At 36.5% G+C, this 17,341-nt stretch carries 15 protein-coding genes, 1 pseudogene and 1 riboswitch; of the genes and pseudogenes, 5 read left to right on the top strand and 11 right to left on the bottom strand.

All coding sequences use genetic code 11. The annotated features are described in order from the left end of the window. Both ACEN33_RS09360 and ACEN33_RS09355 read left to right on the top strand, forming a co-directional pair. Nucleotides 1-117: pseudogene (locus ACEN33_RS09360) on the top strand (IS30 family transposase); the annotation flags it as partial. 279 nt (nt 118-396) lie between these two features. Continuing rightward, the gene (locus tag ACEN33_RS09355) at nt 397-1,503 is read left to right on the top strand and encodes an IS4 family transposase (protein ID WP_407090965.1); all 1,107 of its coding nucleotides are present in this window, start codon (nt 397-399) and stop codon (nt 1,501-1,503) included. 294 nt (nt 1,504-1,797) lie between these two features. Here ACEN33_RS09355 and ACEN33_RS09350 read toward each other — a convergent pair whose 3' ends face one another. The 9 genes from ACEN33_RS09350 to ACEN33_RS09310 all read right to left on the bottom strand — a co-directional run bounded on the left by ACEN33_RS09350 (nt 1,798) and on the right by ACEN33_RS09310 (nt 9,006). Continuing rightward, nucleotides 1,798-2,877: an IS30 family transposase gene (locus ACEN33_RS09350; RefSeq protein WP_407090979.1), complete on the bottom strand. Its 1,080-nt coding sequence runs from the start codon at nt 2,875-2,877 to the stop codon at nt 1,798-1,800. Nucleotides 2,878-3,200: 323 nt separating this feature from the next. Continuing rightward, the gene (locus ACEN33_RS09345) at nt 3,201-3,509 is read right to left on the bottom strand and encodes an IS3 family transposase (protein WP_407093786.1); all 309 of its coding nucleotides are present in this window, start codon (nt 3,507-3,509) and stop codon (nt 3,201-3,203) included. Between the two features lie 83 nt (nt 3,510-3,592). After that, nucleotides 3,593-4,141 carry a helix-turn-helix domain-containing protein gene (locus tag ACEN33_RS09340; protein WP_407094932.1) on the bottom strand — a complete coding sequence of 183 codons (549 nt, stop codon included), beginning with the start codon at nt 4,139-4,141 and terminating at the stop codon, nt 3,593-3,595. A 69-nt stretch (nt 4,142-4,210) separates the two neighbouring features. Further along, on the bottom strand, nt 4,211-4,942 hold the full coding sequence (locus ACEN33_RS09335) for an ABC transporter ATP-binding protein (protein ID WP_407090731.1): 732 nt from the start codon (nt 4,940-4,942) through the stop codon (nt 4,211-4,213). A 1-nt stretch (nt 4,943) separates the two neighbouring features. Beyond that, nucleotides 4,944-5,930: an ABC transporter substrate-binding protein gene (locus ACEN33_RS09330; RefSeq protein ID WP_407090730.1), complete on the bottom strand. Its 987-nt coding sequence runs from the start codon at nt 5,928-5,930 to the stop codon at nt 4,944-4,946. Nucleotide 5,931: 1 nt separating this feature from the next. Next, entirely contained in the window at nt 5,932-6,720 is a 789-nt protein-coding gene (locus ACEN33_RS09325; protein WP_407090729.1) for an ABC transporter permease, read from the bottom strand. Next, on the bottom strand, nt 6,689-6,985 hold the full coding sequence (locus tag ACEN33_RS09320) for a thiamine-binding protein (RefSeq protein WP_218930351.1): 297 nt from the start codon (nt 6,983-6,985) through the stop codon (nt 6,689-6,691). Before ACEN33_RS09320 ends, ACEN33_RS09325 begins: the two co-directional genes overlap by 32 nt. A gap of 108 nt (nt 6,986-7,093) precedes the next feature. Continuing rightward, nucleotides 7,094-7,190: riboswitch (TPP riboswitch) on the bottom strand. A gap of 109 nt (nt 7,191-7,299) precedes the next feature. Then, nucleotides 7,300-8,643 carry a type I glutamate--ammonia ligase gene (glnA, locus tag ACEN33_RS09315; protein ID WP_407090728.1) on the bottom strand — a complete coding sequence of 448 codons (1,344 nt, stop codon included), beginning with the start codon at nt 8,641-8,643 and terminating at the stop codon, nt 7,300-7,302. Nucleotides 8,644-8,670: 27 nt separating this feature from the next. Beyond that, complete coding sequence (locus tag ACEN33_RS09310; protein ID WP_138403749.1) at nt 8,671-9,006, bottom strand: MerR family transcriptional regulator; 336 nt, start codon at nt 9,004-9,006, stop codon at nt 8,671-8,673. Nucleotides 9,007-9,272: 266 nt separating this feature from the next. Here ACEN33_RS09310 and ACEN33_RS09305 point away from each other — a divergent pair, with 266 nt between their 5' ends. From ACEN33_RS09305 to ACEN33_RS09295, 3 genes are all read left to right on the top strand, one after another. Beyond that, nucleotides 9,273-10,220, top strand: a complete 948-nt coding sequence (locus ACEN33_RS09305; RefSeq protein ID WP_407093780.1) for a C39 family peptidase — start codon at nt 9,273-9,275, stop codon at nt 10,218-10,220. A gap of 311 nt (nt 10,221-10,531) precedes the next feature. Further along, complete coding sequence (locus tag ACEN33_RS09300; RefSeq protein ID WP_407090726.1) at nt 10,532-11,821, top strand: adenylosuccinate synthase; 1,290 nt, start codon at nt 10,532-10,534, stop codon at nt 11,819-11,821. 160 nt (nt 11,822-11,981) lie between these two features. Beyond that, a complete protein-coding gene (locus ACEN33_RS09295; protein WP_407090725.1) occupies nt 11,982-14,027 on the top strand; it encodes an LPXTG cell wall anchor domain-containing protein in 2,046 nt (681 codons plus the stop codon). A 94-nt stretch (nt 14,028-14,121) separates the two neighbouring features. Here ACEN33_RS09295 and ACEN33_RS09290 read toward each other — a convergent pair whose 3' ends face one another. Continuing rightward, a complete protein-coding gene (locus ACEN33_RS09290) occupies nt 14,122-15,459 on the bottom strand; it encodes a hypothetical protein (RefSeq protein ID WP_407090724.1) in 1,338 nt (445 codons plus the stop codon). A gap of 238 nt (nt 15,460-15,697) precedes the next feature. Next, nucleotides 15,698-17,098: a replicative DNA helicase gene (gene dnaB / locus ACEN33_RS09285; RefSeq protein WP_407090723.1), complete on the bottom strand. Its 1,401-nt coding sequence runs from the start codon at nt 17,096-17,098 to the stop codon at nt 15,698-15,700. Nucleotides 17,099-17,341 lie beyond the last annotated feature (243 nt).

The raw sequence follows: 17,341 nt of genomic DNA, 5'->3' as shown, positions 1-17,341 counted from the left end.
GTGTCATCGATTGCACACAAACGGAACACGATTCCACGGAAATCCTTACACTACCGAACACCGTTGGAAGTATTTTTGAGTTACTTAGATGAAGCAGTTTTGTCTAGCTTAATTTGACAAATCAAAATTTCTAAAAAAATTGTGAATCTGGTATTGTCACCTTCCATCTTATTCATTTATTCCCATCATAATGACTACTACACTATAAACAGTAAAAACGATTTCAATTTATTATACTTTTTTAGAAGACCGCTTTCATAAAATAGTTCATTTTAGTAGTAATGTATAAAACTTCACTAGTGTTGCATTAAAATATTAACCTGTTCCATGGCATAAAAAAATCCTTTATACTAGTACTTGGATGACTTATCCAAGACCAATACAAAGGATCTATGCATGGATAAGTATAAAACAAAAATGACAATAAATAAATGGTTTTCGTATATTAAATTAGAACAATTAAGCTTAGATTCTCGTCAAGCCATCGAACAATTTGATCGTTATGCAAAGAAATTGACATTTAAGAAAGTAATAAAGCTCTTTCTGTATGCCATTAACGATGAAACCGAAAGTTTACGACACCTAGACCAACAACTTGTCAATCCGAATTTGAAAAAAGTAATGGGGATAGACTCTATCAGTTACTCTCAGCTTTCTCGTGCCCTACGGGCACTTGAACCAAGTGTATTACTGGAGGTTTTTAATCATTTACTTTCTCTTGTGCATAAAAAGACGAAGGTAAAGTCGAAAGAAAAACTCTATCTGATTGATTCCACAACCTTTTCATTTAGCAAGAATTCCTATCCATGGGCGCATTTTAGACCGACAAAAGCTGGCATAAAGTTACATTTAAAAGTCTGCTTCATGAATGAACGTTGGGTGCACCCTGAACAATTTGAAGTATCTCCTGCTTCTGAACATGATCATGAACACTTAGAGGTCTTTATCAATGAGCCATTGGCTACATACGTTTTTGATCGTGGGTATCTTGATTTCGCTCAATTCAATCAAATGCATTGGGGTGGGTATTTCTTCGTTTCTCGGATTAAGAAGAATACGAAGGTACATGTGCAAGGCCATCTAGACGTTCCTAAAGGAACGGGTATTATCAGTGACCAGTTGGTTCAATTGGGCAGTCAAGTCTACTTGACGAGTCTCTTTCAACTTGTGACGATAGAAAGAAAGCAGCAAGCCAATTTAAGAATTATCACCAACCGCATGGATGTATCAGCTGAAGAGATTAGTAAAATGTATCAATCACGATGGCAAATCGAGCTCTTTTTCCAGCATATCAAGCAACACATGACGATTAAAAACCACTTTTCAAAGTCAGAAGAAGGTGTGGAAAATCAAGTCATACTGGCACTGATTGTCTACTTACTGACCTTACTCATCAAGCTTGAATTAGACTTAAAACAAACAGTTTTCCACGTTTTAAGGCATTTACGAGCGTTACAGTATGAACCGTTCGAATTATTTAAGGAAATATTCGAACCTGACTAAGTGAAAGAAGCCGCAAATCGATTTATCTACAACTAAATAAGTCAAAAAAATTCTGGAAAAAGTCATCCGCTGCGCCAGCATTTGACTTTTTTGAAATTTTTAACGAAAACTACATGTGATTTAATTAACAATAAACAAGTAACAGTGATTTTCAGTTTTATGCAACACTAGTGAAATATAACATGAATTACATAAATATTCTACTTGTAAATTTCAAGTTCAAGTTAGCCACTTAGTCTCAAAAAATTTTATGATTGTTCTTTCTTTGATTTAACTTAGCTCTTTTCCATATGCTTAGATTGCCTGACGTTCCTGATGGAAGGCGCGGACAAAGCGTTCATAGGGTGTGTCATAAGCCAAGATGCGACGTGGATAGGCATTCATCCACTGTTGTATTCTTAAGCATTGCTCTTTAGTGATTTCCCTCAATGAACAGCCTTTTGGAAAGAATCGCCGAATCAACTTATGTTGGTTTTCACTGGACCCTCTTTCCCAAGTGGCATAAGGGTGGGCAAAGTAGACATCGATGTTTTCTTTGAGCAGGTCGTATAAATCCGAGAATTCCGATCCGTTATCCGCCGTAAAGCTTTTGAAGAGCTGAGGAAAGGCATCCCCCGCACGTTCCTTTAAGTCTGTGATAGCTTGGTTGACCGATTGGGCATCTTTCCCCTTCAACTTCAGGATGATTTCAAAGCGGGTTTGGCGTTCGACCAGAGTGAGTAAGACAGGGTCTAATTTGGTTTGTTGGCCGATCACCGTGTCAATTTCCCAATGACCAAATTCAGACCGGTCATTAATTGCCTCCGGACGCAGGTCAATGGAAGGACCCAGTATACGCTTGTTTTGACGATGGCCTTGAGATGTGGGCGTTGATTTGCGAGACAATTTCTCAAGTAAATCCATGTTTTTAGTCCGCATCACCCCGCGATCAATCCAATCATAGAGGGTGGTTGTACACGGAATGAGGGCGTCCTCAAAGAGGCCATCTTTGCGCGCTCTTTGAACAACGGCGTCGGGGGACCATTTCTCTTCTAACATCTTTTGATCAGCCCATTCCATAAAAAGGCTGGCTTGAAGCCATTTAGGCTGGCGACCACTCTTCAAACGCTGATCATCATAATAGGCTTGACCCGCATCGGCAAAATAAAGGTCATCGGAGTAAATATAATCCTTACCGTTAGACGTCACGCGATTGATTTGGGTCACAGTGCCTCGCTTGACTTCATTATTGATGGTTTGATGATTGCGGCCTAAAACACGGCCGATATGGCGATGGGAGTAGCCTTCCTTTAATAAAATCTGGATTTGATAACGTTCGCCGTCGGTCAGGTGTTTTCCTTTACGGGCATTTGTGTTAGAATTAGTTTGCGTCATGTGAATTCATCCTTGTCTATTGAGAGTTGTCGTAACTTCAATATAACATGAAAATTCACAGGGCGTATTTTTTTATGCCTTTTTATAGGTGGCTAAGTTCATTATAAAATCCACCTAAATATTCTACTAAAAAAATAAGTTAATTTAAAAATAGGCTTTCAATTTTTCGTATTTGTAAGTTAAAACCCTATAAAATACGAAAACGATTGCATTTATTTTAAATATATTTTTTAAGATTCTGCGACGTAATCAGTGCATTAAGAAATACTTTCTCAGTATAATTAATAAAGAAACTATCTTTTCACTAGTGTTGCATTAAAATATTAACCTGTTCCATGGCATAAAAAATCCTTTATACTAGTACTTGGATGACTTATCCAAGACCAATACAAAGGATCTATACCAGGTCCTTTGTAAGAATTGTATCGACGAGATCGATTCGTAAACTTTAGACACTGTAGCCCTAATTGTCTCATAATACGAAGAACGCGTTTATGATTGACTTTATAGCCTCTGGCTCTTAATTCAATTGTAATGCGTCGATATCCATATCGCTCTTTATGTTCCTCAAAGATAGCTTGGATAAGGTCTTCAAGCTCTTTATCTTTATGAGGTTTGGTTTTCTTCGCGATATGATAGTGTTAAGTTGACTCTGGTAATTCTGTCACATATAAGACATCTTTGAGTTTAAAGCCTATTTGGGTTAAGTCATAGACTATGTCTGTTTGTTGTTTGCGCGTGGGTCTTCTAAGCCCAGCGCTTTTAACTTTTTTAAGTATTCTAATTCAATCCTTAAATACTCATTTTCTTTCTTTAACAATTCGTTCTCTTGCTTCATTTCATCATGATTGTTATCGTGAATCGTTTTATTATTATCTTGATTCGGATTCGATTTAGGCATTTTTGGCGGTCTCCCTTGCGGTTTATTCAGACCTTGGGTGCCAAACCTTTCGTATTGACGATGCCAGTTGGCTATGATGGATGGCTCACTTATACCAAAAGCATTCGCTGTGTCTATATAGGACGCACCCGTGTCTTGCTCAAATCTTAAAACATTTAACTTAAAATTTAAAGGATAGGTTGCATTTCGTCGTTTGGTTTTAAGGCCTTCTTTCCCATTGGTTTTGAATTGGTTAACCCATTTTTCAATCAAACTTGTCGTTGAAATATGGTGTTTCTTAGCGAGTAAGGTGTAACCGAATGTCCCATTTAGATACTCTTCGACAACCTTTAATTTGAATTCATATGAATACTTTTGTGACACAAAAACGACCCCCGTAAAGTTAGATTTTTAACTCTAACTTTCGGGGGTCACCTCAGCGCCTTGCTATTTTTATACTTCTTTTAATTCATTAAGTAACTGACGTTTGGCTTCGATAAACTCAGGTTCAAAAATTATTTTCTCAACATCAAAGCTTTTAAAGTCGACGGGCAACTCAAATGTAATTTCACCGGGTTGCCCTTTAATAATATAAACCCGATCCGATAAGATTAAAGCTTCATCTACATCATGGGTAATGATTAATGAAGACCAGCCCATCTTCTCGCGGTAATTCATAAACCATTGATGAAGTTGACGTCTTGTAATGGCGTCAAGAGCACTAAAAGCTTCATCTAACAATAGCCATGGTCTGTCAAATGCAGCTGTTCGCATAAAAGCCACGCGTTGTCTCATCCCACCACTTAGGGCGTGGGGATAATAATTCGCCCATTCTTTAAATTGAAAGATATCGAGTAATTCTAACGCATGCTCACGTGCGTGTTTCTTGCTTTCACCCTGTAAAATCCGCGGCAACATAATATTTTCAATGACAGTATAATGCGGATACAACATATCTTTTTGAAGCATGTAACTTATCTTACCTTTAATTTCTTTGGTTCCATTCAACTCAATCTGACCTTGTTGGGCATCGATAATTCCTGCAATGAGGTTAAAAAGGGTTGTTTTTCCAACCCCACTCGGGCCAATAATGGCAACGGTCTCCCCTTTTTGAAGTTGAATGTTAATATTTTTTAGTACTTGACGATTCCCGTATCGAAAACCAACATCTTGAATTGATAACATGTTATTCTCCTAAAAATTCGTTCGTAAAGTATGTCGCTTCAGTCAAGTCAACTTCCGTTAAGTTACTTTCGTATAACCATGTGTAGAAAGCATTCCAGCGCTCTTCATCGATATAACCCCATTGTTCTGGTTTACTTGTATAGGCTTCGTTAATCCATTCTTGGGAAGCAAGAACAAAATCACGTTGCCCTTCTAATTCCGGTGCATGTTTCAGGAGAATATCGGTTGCTTCTTCTGGATTCTCGATTGCATATTGATAACCGCGTTTGATGGCTTGAACCACTTGCGTCGCTTCTTCAGGACTATTCGCTAAATAATCGTTATTTGCAATAATTATTGGTGAGTAGAAATCTAATTCTTCTGCGTAATCTCTGAAGTAAAAGAAGTTCGTTGGAACGCCCTGGCTCTCAGCCATTATACCGTCCCAAGCGTAATAAACCCAGGCTGATTCAAACATCGAATTAGCTAAACCAACAATGGAATTATCTGCTTGATTAGGGACTAATTCGATTTGTGAATAATCGCCGCCTTCGTTATTAATAATATGCTCTAACATTCCCAGTTCAATGGGATCATTCCATGTTCCGTAAGTATGACCTTCCATCTCCACCGGTTTTGTAATTTGGCTGTCTTCTCTAGCAATAATACCACTTGTATTATGTTCGATAATTGTTGCGACAGCTGTTACAGGTAAACCTCCTGCTAGACGTGTAGCTAAAGAATCTTGGAAACTAATGCCAAATTGAGCTTGACCCAAACCTACTAATTCAGTCGTACTGCCTTCTGGTGGACGGCGAATCGTTACTTCCACGCCCGCTTCTTCAAAATACCCTTTTTCTAAAGCAACATATAATCCAGTATGATTTGTATTCGGTACCCAATCTAAAATAAACTCTATCTGACTGGCTTGAGCCGATGCACTCATAGGAATTAATACTGACATACTGACGATTAAAGCAACAAGCATTTTCTTGAAATAATTCATCATATTATTCTTCTCCTCTGATTTTCTTTTTTTGATTAAAACGCCAAGGTGTTAAATATTTTTCAATATAAGATACAACACCCATAAAGAACAGACTTAATAACGAAATTAAAACAATGACCGCAAACATCTTGTCATAGCTAAAGGCACGTTTGGTTTGAATCATATAAACCCCTAAACCTTCAAAGCCACCAAGCCACTCAGCGACAACCGAACTCACAAAAGCGTAAGACACACTGACCTTCAAGCCACTTAAGAAAAATGACATACTCAACGGTAACTTCACATGACGTAATATCTGCCAACGATTTGCTCCCATTAATTGGAGTAATTGAATCGCATCCTTATCCGCGTTAGCAAAGCCGTTCAGTATACTAATAATAATGGGAAATAATGTCGTTAAAATGACTAAAACAATCTTTGGTGTCATGTCATAACCTAGCCAAAGCACTAATATCGGTGCAATTGCTACAGTTGGAATGGTTTGTGTAACCACCAACATTGGATATAAGGCTCGGTTCAACCAAGGAATCACATCCATAATAATCGCTAAAAAGAAAGCGAGGAAAATTCCTATAGCGAGACCAATAAACGCTTGAATCAGTGTCACCCGGCTGTTCATCCATAAATTCTCTCGGTCTTGCCACAAAGCGATTAGGACATCACTTGGTGCGGGAATAATAAACTCAGGTAACCAACCAACTCTAGCAGCCACTTCCCAAAGCAGTAATAGCCCCAGACCTAGGATCCATGAAGCATATTTAGTGGCGATGTTTTGTAGTTTTATCTTCAATCGTTAACACTGACCCTTTCGCATCATAACTAATTTTGACGTTAGTAAAAATTTTGTGGTGTGTTTGAGAAGCGATTTCGATCGCCTCTTTTAAGATAGGCATCAAAGTATCATAATCACCTTGAATCGTTGTCTCAAACGCCGCCACTTCATAGTTATCCGTCTTTGATGCTATAAAAGCAATGACAGAATCAACCACTTCAAGTGTCGCTTCTTGTGTTGCACCTAGCGGTAAAATTTGTAAAGCAATACTACAATTAACCAAAAAAAAACCTCCCTCATATTCACAACACAAAGTGTCTGAGTCAAGGTAGGTTGAGTGATATTGATAAAGGTATATTCGTACAAAAAGCATACTGCACCAATATACATAAACTTTACTTATTCACATCCCTACGCGAGTCTTAACTCATTCAGGTTCATAGAGTTCAGGTAATCCCATCTCAGCCGAAGCACCCCTTGTGTTATAGTAGAAAGCTTAGCATATTCATAAGCAATGTGCAACAGGATTCAAATTTTTGTATCAAAAAAGCTCGAAGAACCCAATAAAATGGCAATCTTCGAGCTGGTTGTAACAGCTTAATACATCATTAAATATTTATCTAATTCCCATTGTGTCACTTGTTTTTTATATGACTCAAATTCCATTGTTTTCTCAACAATAAAGTTACCTGAAATATGTGGACCTAGAGCATCTCTCATGATTGGGCTGGCTTCAAATTCAGCAATGGCTTCGCTAAGTGATGATGGCAGGTCAATGACACCTTCAGCCATACGCTCTTCTGGAGTCATCGTATAAATATTACGGTCAATTGGCATAGGTGGTTCAATCTTGTTCTCAATTCCATCTAAACCAGCTTGCAAGATAACTGCTAAGGCTAAGTATGGGTTGGCAGAAGGATCCACACTTCTTAACTCAACACGAGTTGAATTACCACGAGATGATGGAATACGAATAAGCGGAGAACGATTTCTCTCACTCCAAGCAATATATACTGGTGCTTCGTATCCTTCAACTAATCGTTTGTAAGAATTTACTAATGGATTACAAATAGCTGTATAAGCACTCGCATGCTTAATTAAACCACCGATAAAGTAATGAGCATTCTTAGATAATTGATCTGGAGTTGATTCATCATAGAAAGCATTCTTCCCATCTTTATCGAATAAAGATACATTAAAGTGCATTCCAGAACCACTCTCACCATAAATAGGCTTAGGCATGAACGTCGCATATAAATTATGACGACGAGCCACTGTTTTAACAATCAATTTAAACAATTGAATTTTATCACATGCGCGAATCGCATCATTATATTTCCAATCAATCTCATGTTGCCCTGGTGCAACTTCGTGATGACTCGCTTCGATTTCAAAATCTAAACGCTCTAATTCAAGCACAATATCACGTCGACAGTTTTCTCCTAAATCCGTTGGCGCAAAGTCAAAGTAGCCACCATCATCATTTAAGTCCATCGTTGGTCGACCATCTTCATCCAGTTTTAATAAGAAAAATTCAGGTTCTGGGCCTAAGTTGAACGAAGAAAAACCTAAATCTTCCATCTTATCTAACACTCGTCTTAAATTCCCACGAGGGTCACCTAAGAAAGACTCTCGTTTTGTTGTATCTACATCACAGATTAAACAAGCAATGCGTCCACCATCTGAGGGAACATCCCAGTTAAAAATCATCCAAGAGTCGTAATCAGGAATTAAATACATATCACTTTCTTCAATACGTACAAATCCTTCAATTGATGAACCATCAAATGTCATATTATTTTCTAATGCCTTTTCTAACTGTGTTAAAGGAATTTCAACATTCTTAATTGTTCCTCTAATATCCGTAAACATTAATCGTATAAAGTGTACGTTATTCTCATGCGCATCAGCAATAATACGATCTTTCGTCCATTTTGTCATTGCTTCAAAATCCTCTCTTTTAATAGGTTATTCGAATCTAGATTGAAAATCTAGTTCATCCCTTAAGATACGTCGCACATCTTGGTCAGTTAGAGGTACTGAGTTTTTAGATACTCTGTCACTAAAGCGATATCTATTTTTAATACCTTTAATTGTCATGCCTTCATCCATTAGGTCAATGATGTCCAGTAATCGATCGACATCATTTAAAGAGTATAGCCTACGGTTGGTTTCGCTACGTTGAGGCTCGATTAATCCCTGTTCTTCGTAATAACGAATTTGACGAGCGGTTAACTCCGTCAACTCCATAACCGTACCTATTGGAAAAACTGCTAGTGACTTACGAAATTCCTTTCTTGCCATCACCATTCTCCTCTCTTAGAAAATTATTATACAACGATTAAAAAGCTCTCGCAAACATATTATAACACCATTTGTAAAGAAATATCACATGAATGAATCCCAAACTAATAATTATTATTATTATACAGTCATCTAGCTTTTGAAATTATGAACAGAATATTAAACTTTCATTACTTTATTCAAATATTCAACATTTCTTATGGTATTCTCGAGTCAGTTAGCGTATTCTTTTATTTAGAAATGTTTTTTTTAAAGGAGTTTTTGAAATGCCAAAAACGCGTAACTATACGCCAATAGCAACAATTGGCTCTCTTATATTCATTGCCATTTGTTTAAGTTTAATTATACTTTTAAATAAATTAACTGCGAACAATAATTTAATTATTGCAGAGCACCAACAACAATCTACTCAAGAAGAGTTAATTTCTTTACAAACTGAGCCCGTTGTTTCTCAACAGACTGAAAGTGTAACCGATGAAAGCATCGAAACACCAGCTACTTTGGCAGAAACACTGAGTACCTACTCACCAAAAGATAAAGCAATGGAAGAAACGATTGCTGAATTAACCCAAACGGAGTTTGATGGAAACTTAATTCAAGCCCAAGATGAAATTCTTGCAGCTATCCATGCAAATGATCTTGATGTGGAAGAACTTGGTTATCTTTTCTTACCAGATTATCCGGCAGAAAAAACTGCGGCTGCAACTGGAACCCAAATTGACGTTCCATTGTATCTGCAAAAAGATGCGAACTGGCGAACTGAGAAATACGGAAGTAATACAACCCAACAACTGGGTGAAAACGGCTGTGCAATCCTTTCTCTAGCCATGGTTCATGCTGCTTTTGAGAATCGAGAAGTGAATCCAATGGAAATCCTTGAATGGAGCGAGGAAAAGTATTGGGTAGATAATGCCGGGACATCTTGGCAAATCTTCCATGACTTTGCGGTTGAATATGATTACAATTTTTATAACTATGGAAATGATTTCTATAGCGCAATGGAAGCTGTAAATAACGGTGAATTAATCGTTGCGTCTGTCTTACCAGGTTTCTTTACAGAGGTTGGCCACATTATCGTCATTCGTGGCTATGAAAATGGTCAAGTCTACGTTAATGATCCAAACGATGACGCTCAAAAAATGTATAGTATTCAAGGTATTGACGAAGAAGTATTACTCACAGAGGGTATCAATTACTGGTCTCTCTCAAAATAATTTAAGCAATCTAACATCCATTCCAAAATTTTTGGGGTGGATGTTTTTTTAGTTACAAGTGATTTTATGAGTGACAACATTTGCTTGTTTTATTGTTATAGGCATTATGATATTATTAGACTTTGAGATAAATACGCCATCAATGTCATGATTGAAGGCGAAATATTATTCAATCTCATCTTACCAACTGAATTAACAAAAGACGTTGCAAAGATAATGAGGTATAATATAGAAGTCGGGATGTTATGTATCGCGCGGAGACATATTGTGCTCAAGATTGAAATATTATTATATAAAAAGGAGATCTAACAATGACATCAGTAGTAGTTGTAGGAACACAATGGGGAGACGAAGGTAAAGGTAAAATTACTGACTTTCTAAGTAATAACGCTGAAGTAATTGCACGCTATCAAGGTGGAGACAATGCAGGGCATACGATTCAATTTGATGGTAAAACATTTAAATTACATTTAATCCCTTCAGGTATTTTTGATAATAGTAAAATCAGTGTTATCGGAAACGGTGTTGTCGTGAATCCAAAGTCAATTGTTAAAGAATTGAACTATTTAAAAGCTGAAGGTGTTGATACTAGTAATTTACGTATTTCTTCGCGAGCTCATGTTATCTTACCTTACCATATCTTAATGGATCAACTTCAAGAAGATTCAAAAGGGGATAACAAAATTGGAACAACCATTAAAGGAATTGGTCCAGCTTACATGGATAAAGCTGCCCGTGTTGGAATCCGCGTTGCTGATTTATTAGATAAAGAAATTTTTAAAGAGCGCTTAGAAGTAAACTTAGCTGAAAAGAATAAATTATTCGAGCGCGTTTATGACAATTCACCTTTATCTTTTGAAGAAATTTTCGAAGAATACTACGCATATGGTCAAGAAATTGCGAAGTATGTTACTGATACATCAGTCATTTTAAACGATGCGATTGATGAAGGTAAACGTGTATTATTCGAAGGTGCTCAAGGTGTCATGTTAGATATCGATCAAGGTACATATCCATTCGTTACTTCTTCAAACCCAGTAGCTGGTGGGGTAACGATTGGTAGTGGAGTAGGACCATCAAAAATTGATACAGTCGTTGGTGTATGTAAAGCTTATACATCACGTGTAGGAGACGGACCATTCCCAACAGAATTGTTTGATGAAGTTGGAGAACAAATTCGTGAAGTAGGTAGAGAATACGGAACAACTACAGGGCGTCCACGTCGTGTAGGTTGGTTTGATTCAGTTGTTATGCGTCACTCACGCCGAGTATCAGGTATTACAAATCTATCATTAAACTCAATCGACGTATTGACTGGTTTAGAGACAGTTAAGATTTGTACTGCTTACGAAACTTCTGCTGGTGAACGTATTGAATATTACCCAGCAAGTCTAAAAGTTCTAGCTGACTGTACGCCAGTTTACGAAGAATTACCTGGTTGGACAGAAGATATCACAGGTGCAAAATCTTTAGAAGACTTACCACAAAATGCACGTAACTACGTTCGTCGCATCAGTGAATTAGTTGGAGTTAAGATTGCAACTTTATCTGTTGGTCCTGACCGTGAACAAACAATGATTTTAGATAGCGTTTGGGGATAAACTCCCTTTTAAGTGCCCGTGGTTATATAACCTCTGGCTCTTTTTTGTTTTAAATTTAATACAATATTCACAAAATAAATGGCGAATTCCACATTTTTCTTTCGATAAAAATTCACATTTACAGCGTATGATGGAATTAACAGATAGAGGAGGGCGCAAAATGAGATTAAAAAAATTATTATTAGTATCTACATGTGCTTTAGCAATCGGAGCAGGAACTACTCTTGGAAATAATGCTTTACTACCAACGAGTCAAACCGTTCATGCCCAAGAAGAAACAACAACAGAGGTGGACCAAGAATTACTCGTTCAAATAAAAAATAACTTAGCGGGCGTTCAACCTGTTAACTTAGAACAATTATTAGAAGTAGAGGATCAATATTTAGTTGATTTATATACTACAAAAAATACTGAAGCAGAATCGAATCCTGAACTGGATGTATGGTTAGAAATGTATAACCAGTTAGCAATCGATTACCCTCAATTAAACCTTTTAACAGGTGAGGACTTACAAGCTTATAATGAAGCAGCAGAGGCTATTTCTACTTATTCAGAATATAGCTATTCAGATTTAAACACGGCTTTACCTAGTGACATCTTAGGATGGTATACGAATGCATTGTTAGAAAATAACGATGACGAGCAAGCTGCTGTTGAATCAATCGTGCCACAAATTACCCAAGCACGTGATGCTTACATCGAACGTCGTACTGAAAGAGAAAATGGCGAAGACAATGGGAATGGTGAAACTCCAGCACCTGAAGATGAATTTGAAGCAGCGATTTTGGAATATACTGATATTACAGAAGAGCAATTCAGTCAATTCACTGAGGAAGAATTAGCACCGATTAAAACAACTGCTGAAAATGGAGATTACGCTCAAGAAACGATGGACATTGTCCGCGACCAAATCATCGAATTAAATCCTGAAATCTTTACCGATGAACAGGTCGGTTCAGTTGCTACTAAGATTCGTGAAGCATTCATTGAATCAACACCTGCAACTCAAGAACAATTAGACCAACTTGATGACATTTACTTAGTAAGTATGGTAGGTGAAGGAAATCAAGCAGGTACTGATATTGGTGGAGCTTATAACACAGCTGTATACGATAACCCAGAAGTCTTCGGTCCTGAAGCCAGTCGTTTTAGAGACGCTTTAGTTTCGGATTATAACTTAAATGAAGAAGAGTTGTTAGAAGTACCTGATGCTGAATTACTATGGCAAGAATTTTCAATCTTCGAAGAAAATAACGCAGAAGACATGGAAGCCTTGGCATTAGCAATGCAAGAAAATTACGATATTACTGTTGATGATGCAGAAACATCTTCAGATGAACGTTCTTCAAGCGAAGAATCATCCGATGAAGAGTCTTCTGATGAGGAATCCTCTGATGAAGAAGAATCATCTGACTCAAGTGAATCCGAACCAGCAAGTGATTTAGATATTTACCGTGAAGTATTAGTCGGTCAAACTGATTTAACGATGGAACAATTAAATCAATTTAGTGATGAACATATTACTAGTTTGATGGATAGACTGGGACTTTCAACTGAAAGTACTTCTCCAGAAGAATTAACTGCTTTACGCGATGAAATCGTGATTGCTGGTTATGAGAATTTCAGTGATGATCAATTATCAAGTACGATTGCACCAGTTCGTGTGGCTGTCGTTAATCAAACACCAGCAACTGATGCTATCTTGAATGAATTTAGTGATCGTACATTCGCTGAATGGTACAATGAAGCTAAGAATGTTGATGCAGAATTACCTAGCTACATATTCCAACAGTTAGTAACAATGTATCCAGACATGTTTGATGCTTTAGTTGTTGAAGCGAAGAATAATATTATTCAAAATACTACAATTACTCAAGATCAAGTTGATCAAATGCAATTTGAAGATATTTTATGGGCTGTTCAACCGAATGAATCTGGTGATGTAAATTATGTAGATGTAACTAATTACTTAACTGAAAGATATCCAGATGTAGTCAATGGTGGTGGTTCTCAAACACCTTCAAGTGATGGCAATGAAGAATCATCAAGTGTTGATGTATCTATTAGTTCATCCGTAGAAGAGAATGAAGAGAATTTACCAAACACTGGTGAAAATAGTTCAATTTGGCTTATTATTGTAGCTGCTTTAGCTTTAATCGGTGGAGGTATTTACTTATTCATCTCTGGACGTCGTCATAAAAACTAAGACAAATCGATAGATAAATAGAATTTAATAAACCCTAAGCATTCTATAGTTGTGAGACTAAAGAGTGCTTAGGGTTTTTTGTTTACTCATTTGTTTAGTAGTCTAATGTTTCGAATAACTGATCAAAGTATGCAACTGTCTCTGGTCTATCTTCCAATGAACTATCTGGATAAGCCGATAAATCAGGATTTTCATCTAAAAAATACTTCAATGAGTACACTCCGAAGCCTTCTGCGAATGATTCAATGGTAGAATTGTAATAAGACTCTTCATCTGCCCATTCATTTTCATAAATGGCCTGCCAATCATCTTGTGTTGACCAAGAATCTTCAGACTCTTCATCCCAATCGATTAATGCATAGCTAGCAAAATCTAATATGTGCCCAAATTCATGATAAATTAGATTTTTATAGATGGGTTTATCACCTACAAAATATACAGTCCCATCATCCTTAGCTAAACCATGTAAAGTAAAGCCTGATGTTTCTGAAGGTGGCATTTCATTTTCAGCTAAGACATAAATATTCGAAAGTCGACGCTTAATTTCACTTGGCAATGTTTCAACTACCTCTTCAATCGAAGCGATATTTTCTCCTAAAACAGCTTCGTCTTCAATTTGATCAGAGATAAAATAATGTAAAACAGGTTCTTCTAAATGCCCATTATTATATTTGTTGGTAAAGATACTAAATTCTTCTCTAGCAATCTCAATCACTTCGGTAGCTAAGTCATAATCGTCACTTTCCGAATCAACTTGACTATATAATTCCTCGGCACGTAACATTGAAGCTTTAGCATCGGCATAAACTGAAGTCGGAATCATTTGTTTTAATTCATAACGTTCAACTAAACCTTCGGAATACTCATTAAAATAAATTTGTCTAAGCTTATGATTAATATCTAAGCGTTGCATCGCGATTAAATCACTATAATTGTATAAATCAACGACGTCATTAGTTAAATTCATCGGTGCGACTAAATAATGATCTTCTGGATCAGCCGAATAATAGATGTAATATGAAATATAAGTGGCTATATCTCTATATGAATCTTTATAAGCATTAAAATGAACAAAATTATAAACTTCATCCATCTGAGCAAATGAAAGTAGAGCTTCATCAGTAAATAGAGTGTCTTCATTAATTGACACTTGATCACTTGGCAATTCAGCTTCAATCAACGTATAGTCACTTTGAGGGTATATCGTTGTATCAGTATCTATATTTTCGTATATGGCTTCATCAACAGGTTCAGCTTCAACTACTTGTATATAATCAGGTTGAGTATAGTCAATGCTTTCAATCGACTCAATTGTAGTAGCATTCGTACTAACAGATGAAGCAAATAACACTATAAAAAAAGATATAAGAATTAAAGCGTTCAATTTTAACTTACCTACTACATCTTGCTGATTCTTTTCGACCGTCTCCATATTGTTACCTCCACTTTCAATGTCATATATTATAAGTTTATTATAAACCAGCTTAAAGAGAAAGAAATAACCTAAAGAACATATGTTCCTATAAAAAGTTTCACGTGGAACATACATTCGGGTATTTGCTATTTTATACACCTATTTAAACAGTGATTAAACAGATTAACCACCGAGTTAATTGAATTAACACAAAAACTTTCACTAAATTTAATTAGAAAGAGTTTTTTATTGTAAGTTACATCATGGGCGGTTCGGGCACAAATGAAAGACTTGAGAATTTATTATATTCCTTTTTAAATAATAAACGAACCGTATCTCTTGCACCTGCACGGTTCTTAGCTAAGATTACCTCAACAGTATTATCAGGCAGATCATCATCTTGAACAGGTTCTTCATCACCTTCTTGTTGGTGATAATCCTCACGGTATAAGAAGGCAACGATATCCGCATCTTGCTCAATCGATCCAGACTCACGAATATCACTTAAGATTGGTCGTTTATTCTGACGATGTTCCACACCACGAGATAATTGAGACAGCGCAATAACAGGAACGCCTAATTCTTTAGCTAATTTCTTCAATTGACGAGAAATCTCAGATACTTCTTGCTGACGACTTTCTCCACCTGATCCCTCGATTAATTGAAGATAGTCAATCACAATCAGACCTAAATCTGGATTCTCTTGTTTTAATCGTCTACTTTTAGCACGAATTTCAGATACTTTAATCCCTGCTGTATCATCAATAAAGATAGGTGCATCTTTAAGTGTGTTTGTAGCCACCGTGAAACTATTCCATTCATCATCAGTTAGTTGTCCTGTACGTAAATTGGATGCATGGATATTACCTTCTGCACAAATAATACGGTTTACTAAGTCTAATGCCCCCATCTCTAGTGAGAATATTACGACAGGAATTTTAGATTTAGTGGCAACGTTTTGGGCAATATTTAAAGCAAAGGCTGTTTTACCTACGGATGGTCTCGCAGCTAGAATAATTAATTGGTCTGGCTGTAAACCACTTGTTAATTTATCTAAGTCGATATAACCTGTTGGTAAGCCAACAACATCTCTTTTCTCTTCCGATAATCGAACTATGTTCTCAAATGCATCTGAAATTAGCGATCGTAAAGAGACGGGTCCGTCATTATTCTTACCTTCACCAATTGATAAGATAAGTTTTTCACTTTTTTCGATGATATTAGCAATCTCATCACCTTCTTCATAAGCTGTCTGGCTTATTTGTGTACTAGCTGAGATTAAACTACGTAAAATTGATTTATCTTTTACTATTTTAGCATAATGGTCCACGTTCACTGCTGTCGGTGCAGTTTGTGTTAACTCAATTATATAATCATGGCCGCCGACATTTTCGATTTCACCATAGCTTGTTAATCGATCAATTAAAGTGATGGCATCAAGTTCATAATCAGGTGAATCGAAGATATTTGCCATCGTATTAAAGATAATACGATGTTTACGTAAATAAAAGTCATCTTCTTCAATAATTGATTGAACCGTTCCTACTTTAATAGGATTGATGAGTAAAGCGCCGAGCACTGATTGTTCAGCCTCTATATTATATGGTAGTTGTCTATCCATTGGGTTATTTTCCAACGGTTCACCTTCTTTCTTCATTTCTTTATTCTACTCGATTCACTCTTAAATACAAGTATATAAATCATACCAAATTTTGAGCCTTTTTCATAGTTATGAACATGTTGATAACTTTTCTTTAATGGATTTATATTATTTCCTGAATAATTCATACCTCTATAATTTAAGCTGGTTTCTTGAATAAATTAATCGTTCTTGGAAAAATTGGGAATTTTTCTACAAAATAGTGCGTTCTCGAAGTAGATTTTAACTAAATGAACCTTC

This window comes from Ruoffia sp. FAM 24228, from assembly GCF_045528575.1.
GTDB classification, from domain to species: Bacteria; Bacillota; Bacilli; order Lactobacillales; family Aerococcaceae; genus Ruoffia; species Ruoffia halotolerans.
The sequence above is the reverse complement of the archived record's forward strand: the minus strand, read 5'-3'. Positions and strand labels throughout refer to the sequence as shown.

Coding starts and splice junctions, on each gene's coding strand:
- ACEN33_RS09290 (WP_407090724.1), bottom strand. CDS start 15,459: ATGGAGACGGTCGAAAAGAATCAGCAAGATGTAGTAGGTAAGTTAAAA.
- ACEN33_RS09300 (WP_407090726.1), top strand. CDS start 10,532: ATGACATCAGTAGTAGTTGTAGGAACACAATGGGGAGACGAAGGTAAA.
- dnaB (WP_407090723.1), bottom strand. CDS start 17,098: ATGAAGAAAGAAGGTGAACCGTTGGAAAATAACCCAATGGATAGACAA.
- ACEN33_RS09310 (WP_138403749.1), bottom strand. CDS start 9,006: ATGGCAAGAAAGGAATTTCGTAAGTCACTAGCAGTTTTTCCAATAGGT.
- ACEN33_RS09350 (WP_407090979.1), bottom strand. CDS start 2,877: ATGACGCAAACTAATTCTAACACAAATGCCCGTAAAGGAAAACACCTG.
- ACEN33_RS09305 (WP_407093780.1), top strand. CDS start 9,273: ATGCCAAAAACGCGTAACTATACGCCAATAGCAACAATTGGCTCTCTT.
- ACEN33_RS09295 (WP_407090725.1), top strand. CDS start 11,982: ATGAGATTAAAAAAATTATTATTAGTATCTACATGTGCTTTAGCAATC.
- ACEN33_RS09330 (WP_407090730.1), bottom strand. CDS start 5,930: ATGATGAATTATTTCAAGAAAATGCTTGTTGCTTTAATCGTCAGTATG.
- ACEN33_RS09335 (WP_407090731.1), bottom strand. CDS start 4,942: ATGTTATCAATTCAAGATGTTGGTTTTCGATACGGGAATCGTCAAGTA.
- ACEN33_RS09355 (WP_407090965.1), top strand. CDS start 397: ATGGATAAGTATAAAACAAAAATGACAATAAATAAATGGTTTTCGTAT.
- glnA (WP_407090728.1), bottom strand. CDS start 8,643: ATGACAAAATGGACGAAAGATCGTATTATTGCTGATGCGCATGAGAAT.